The following is a 5,369-nucleotide window of genomic DNA, read 5'->3' as shown; positions in this document are numbered from 1 at the left end:
CGGTTTGCTTTAACGCCTGCTGCAGCACCTCCGCTCCTTTTTCACCGCGCTTTACCAGCTCAAACTGCGCTTTCATGCGCACGCGCATATCCGGGTGCTTGAGCATGCCTCCCAGCTCGGCTTCCTTACGTTTGCTAAAGTCTTCCGCCAGCAATGCGCTCACCTCTTTCCGTATAGGCAGGGTGGCGGCCTGCGGGTTGTCCAGCTTCCAGATGCGGCCATAGTTATGCGTGCCCCACCCGTCAATCCAGTCTGCGACATACAGTGCGCCGTCCGGGCCAAAATCCAGTCCTGTGGCCAGTATGCCGCCCAGCACTTTTTTATGCTCGCCCAGCTCAAAGGTGGCCCCTTTAGGGTTCAGCTTAAAGCTGTGTATGCCGGAACCAGCGGGGTTACCTACAAACTCCGCTACAAAAAAGGTGTTCTTGTATTCGGCGCCAAGCGCGGTGCCGGGGTTATATACAAAACCAGCCGGGCCGCTTACAAAATTGCTGACGCATGGGGTAATGTAGGCTGCCTGTCCTTCAAAGTGCGGCACATACATTTTTTCATCCATCCATACCTTATAGGTATTGTTATCAGGATCACGGTACTTGCCATACTGCCAGTTACTGCGCCAGCCGGCATCAGAACCGTTTACAATGTATACCAGCCTTTCTTTTTCACCGGGATGGTCGCCGTCGTTATCCTCTCCTATGAGGTTGCCGTATTCGTCAAACGCAAACTCATGGGTGTTGCGGATGCCGTATGCAAATATTTCAAAATCGCTGCCATCGGGGTTGGCGCGTGCTACCACGCCGCTGTTGGGATGCGCCCATACTTTACCATCCGGTCCTTTGCCGTTAAAGCCAATATCTCCTATCTGCCAGTATATGCGGCCGTCGGGGCCCATTTCAACGCCCGACATGCCATGGCCGCTAAAGCCAATGTGCACCGCATAACCATGTGAGATGGATGTTTTTTCATCTGCAATACCGTCGTGGTTCTTATCCTTTATACGCCACAGGTCCGGCGCTACGGCCAGGAACAGGTCGTCGCCTTCGCTGAGCACACCTCCGGCAACATCGGTTACTTCATCATGAAAATCATCTACCACCATCTGCGACTTATCCGCCACGCCGTCGCCGTTCACATCTTCCATGCGGTATACGTGCTCTTTTTCAATGGTAAGGTCGCGCCAGTCGTGCGAGCTGTCGCCGTTCAGGTCTTCCAGCCACTCGTTCCTTTTACTGTTCTCCGGTGAAAGCTCCTTATGCAGGAATGCACGGCGGTCTTCCACGGTTTGCAGGCTAATGGAAGGAATTTCCCAGTCGCGGTGGCCGCGTATGTCAAATTCAGAATGCTTTTGCCGGTCGGTAGTAGTATAGTACAGCCGGCCCTTATCGTCAATATCAATGGCAATGGGCGATATTACCAGCGAGTCAATACCCCACAGCTTCAGGCTCAGGCCTTCCGCCAGCTCCGGCTTTATAATAGCGCCTATGGAGTCGGCCAGGCGGGCTGTTACAGCAGTGTCCATTTGCTTAATACGCAAGTCAACGGGTTGCTGCTGCCCGCAGCCGGCAATAATTGTTACAGCGACAAATAATGCTGCCCGTGCAAGGTGCATGGTTCTTACGGGTGTGGTAGTCAGTGTTTTCATTTAAGTGGATTAAAATATAAGTGGGCCATCAAAACCGGCTTAAAATAATATATTCCACTTATAAATCCATGCTGCGCCGCCAATAAAATGATGAACGGAGCTACGGCACCTGCACCCATTTTTTCACCCGGTACATTGGCTTTTTCAGCGGCCCTTTGCGCATTACGCTGCCATGGCCGTTCTTCCAGGATAGGGTAACCAGGTTATAACGTCCTTTCCGGTAGTCATAGGTTTCACCGTCATCTTCCAGCAGCGTGGCGGTGGTGTTACCTTTCCCGAAAGCGTAACAGGTAATTTCAAAAGGCTGCGCTGCATCCAGGTAAGGCAGCGGATCGGCCAGCGGCAGCAGGGTGCCTTCTTTTATAAAAACGGGCAGCTGGTCAAGCCCGCAATGGATAGTATGGGTGGCGCCGCCATCGTAGGCCTGGTGGGTATTAAAATCATACCAGCGACCGGCCGGCAGGTACACGGTTCTTACGGAGTCGCTGCCGGTAAGCGGCGCTGCCAGCAGGCCTTCGCCTATCATGTACTCGTTGTCGATGTTATACACCTTATCATCGTTTGGATAATCCACTACCAGCGCGCGGAAAGGTGGTATGCCGTTATGCGCATACCGGAAAAAGGCATAGTACAGGTAAGGCACCAGCTGCATACGGTAGTTCAGCAACCTGCGGATGATCTGTTCCGTTTGCACGGCATCGGGCATCAGGCTGTCGGCATTGTTCCGGTTCCTGTCGTACTGCAGCCACGGCGGGTTTTTCAGGTACCAGCTGTTGAACACTGTTTGCGCCGCCATTACCGCGGTTTGCGTGCGACGTGCCAGCTCGGTTACAGAGGCCGACTCGCGCACTTCCGGTGACCACAGGATGCCGCAAAAGCCGGAATTGGGTATCATGCGTATATAATCATCATGCTCGTAAATATCACTGTATAATACCGCGGGGTAGGCCGATGCAAAGGCCCCCAGCTGGCGGATGTCATAATAAGAACGGCGGTTATGCTGCTGCAGCAGCTGGTAAAAGCTGCGGAAGTACAGGTTGCCGAATACCTGGTGCATTTGCTCGCCGGTAATGCCGGAGGGGAACATGCTGGCTTCGGGAAAGCTCCAGGTACGGTTGCCGGTACCCAGGTTAGAGTTATCGCATTCATCCAGCTTAAAGCCGGCAACGCCCTTGTTTAACAGCGCGGTATCATGATAGGTGGCGAATATGCTACGGGTAAGGCTATCCGCAAAGTCGGGCACCAGGCCGCGCCACACCGTAAAATCCCCCGACCGCTGTTCCAGCGGCTTATATAGCGGCGATACCGGGTTTACAAAAGCATGCTCCCACAGGTTAATGCGCAGGTGCTGCTGCTGCAGGTCGGCTGCCAGTTTGGCCGGCTGCGGAAATTTTTCAGTATTCCATACATAGGAGCAGGAGTAAGAGGCGGTTTGCCAGCCCGGCTCCAGCCCGAAAACATCGCAGGGTATGTGATGCTCCCGGAAATAACCGGCCATATGCATTACCTGCTGCTGGTTAAAATCCGCTTTTACCCGGTATTTTATGCCCAGGCCCCACAGGGGCGGCAGCGCGCCACCACCGGCGTACAGGTTATAACGTTGTATGGCCTGCTTCATGTCCGGCCCTGCAAAAATGTACACCTCAATGCCTTTGGCGCCGGGAATGTCTACTATCATATTGCCTTTGCCCTGCTCCTTGCTCATGTATAACGCTTCTGTTGAAAGCGCGGGCGCATTGCGCTTTGCGCTGTCTGCCCTATCCGCTGCCTGCCGCCTGGGATTGCTGCCGCAATAAAAGGTGGTGTAGCGCAACGTATTGATGAGGATCGCATATCCTTTGTTAGATACGTACATGGGCACCGGCGCATGCGTATATCCTGCGTTGCCGATAGGACTGTCGTTGGTGATGGGACGTACGCGCATCCCGCGCTGGTTAAAGGAATTGATCTGCATGCCAAAGCCATACACCTGCTCATCTTTGCCCAGCGGTATTTCTACAATGCAGCCGCGGTTTGTAATACGGATGTTAATATCCGCCGGGTTAAAAGGCAGGGTGGCTGCAGGCAGCTGCCGCAGCGCATCTGCCGCGGGCGGGGCCGGGCTGAACTTTTGCGGCGTAAAAACATCGGGTGTTCCCTTGCTGATAACCTGTATGCCGGGTAAAGACTGCGCGTGTGCAACAAGGAGGTTGATAAAGAGGCAGCCAAGCAGCATGGCCCTTTTTACAAAGCGTGTTTTCATATGCGTGAGCTTGCGGACGTTTTACCCCGCAATCTTCCTGCCGATCTTTACCTGCCTTCTGCTGCGGGATGCTTATTTGATTTTTACCGGGCGGTAAGATAATACTATTACGCCTTTATCCAGTGTTTTGGCGCTCACCAGCTCCAGGCCCTGCTGCTGCCCTTCCGGGAAAAAGCGTTTGCCGCTGCCCATGATATGCGGATGCACCAGGAAACGGTACTCGTCCACCAGGCCGGCTTCGGCCAACCCACTTACCAGGGTGGCGCTGCCCTCTACCTGTATTTCGCTGCCCGGCTGCTGTTTCAGTTGGGCTATTGCTTTCATCACATTCTCTTTAATTATGGTGGAGTTTTCCCAGGTGGCCTGCTGCAGGGTGGCAGATACCACATATTTGGCTACGCTGTTCAGCTTACCGGCTATGCCCATTTCATTATTTTTCAGGGATGACCAGTAAGGGGCCAGCATTTCGTAGGTTTTACGGCCGAAGAGGATAGCGTCTGCCGCCAGAATACCTTCACGGATATACGTTTGGCGCGCTTCACTGTCGTACGGGTTAAACCATTGCGACATGGTTTCCGCATCAAAAATACCGTCGAGCGACATCCAGGTGGCTACTACTAACTTTCTCATAAACGTTGTGTTTTTTTTATGATACAAAGTAACGGCAGCCGGTAACCGGAGTATAGAACAAACCCGACATTCTGTGCAACCTGGTTTTTTATTGGGGAAATTCAACGGCCAGCCGGTGGTACTCCAGGGGGGAATAGCTGGTAAATGATTTAAACGCGCGTATCAGGTGGCTCTGATCGGCATAGCCGGCATGGTAGGCCACGTTTGCCATGCCCGAGAACCGGTTGCCGCTCAGCTGCTGCAGCGCGGCGTTAAACTGGCAAATACGGCTGAAGGTTTTAGGCGATACGCCCACATGTAGCTCAAACATACGCTGCAGGGTACGTTCCGTTACATACAGCTCTTTTTGCAGGCTGGTAATGGGCGCCAGTCCCCTGCTTTTTTGTATAACCTGGGTGGCAAAGGCAATGGTATCATTTACAGCGGGGTTGCTATTGGCCGACAGCTTTTGCACATAGCCATTCAACAGCTGTAAACGGCTGCTGAGGTCCGGCGCGTTCAGCAGCTGCTCCTTTAGCGACATACCGCGGGCCGGCGCTGTAAGGGCCAGGTCGATATGCAGATCGGTTAACGCTTTTGCATCCCAGCCAAACAGGGTTTTAAGCACAAAAGGATAGAGGAAATAGGCAATAACCGTTGCATGCCCGGCAATGTGCAGGTTAATGGGTTGAATGTTTTGCCCGTACAGCACCAGGTTATCCATTTTGGAAGCGGCATTGGGCAGGCGTGCGGTGTCTGTAACCTGGAAGGCTATACTGGGATAGCCTTTGGCTATAAGCGGCAGCACGGCAGGCCGGCTCATATTACTATGCTCCAGCACTACAATGCTGCTTACATAAGCTGCAATGGAAGGAT

At 53.3% G+C, this 5,369-nt stretch carries 4 protein-coding genes; all 4 read right to left on the bottom strand.

Annotated elements, in window-relative coordinates; translation table 11 throughout:
• Positions 1-1,642, bottom strand: a 1,642-nt coding sequence (locus tag VFS25_RS23365) for a DUF7133 domain-containing protein (RefSeq protein ID WP_422653313.1), incomplete at its 3' end; no start/stop codon positions are given.
• Positions 1,643-1,742: 100 nt separating this feature from the next.
• Positions 1,743-3,884 carry a TIM-barrel domain-containing protein gene (locus tag VFS25_RS23360; RefSeq protein WP_326464598.1) on the bottom strand — a complete coding sequence of 714 codons (2,142 nt, stop codon included), beginning with the start codon at positions 3,882-3,884 and terminating at the stop codon, positions 1,743-1,745.
• 72 nt (positions 3,885-3,956) lie between these two features.
• The gene (locus VFS25_RS23355; RefSeq protein ID WP_326464597.1) at positions 3,957-4,514 is read right to left on the bottom strand and encodes a dihydrofolate reductase family protein; all 558 of its coding nucleotides are present in this window, start codon (positions 4,512-4,514) and stop codon (positions 3,957-3,959) included.
• A gap of 88 nt (positions 4,515-4,602) precedes the next feature.
• On the bottom strand, positions 4,603-5,369 hold a 767-nt coding region (locus VFS25_RS23350), incomplete at its 5' end, for a helix-turn-helix transcriptional regulator (RefSeq protein ID WP_326464596.1).

The sequence above is a fragment of the Chitinophaga sp. genome (assembly GCF_035761305.1).
Classification (GTDB): Bacteria; Bacteroidota; Bacteroidia; order Chitinophagales; family Chitinophagaceae; genus Chitinophaga.
This window is presented reverse-complemented; position numbering and strand designations above follow the sequence as displayed.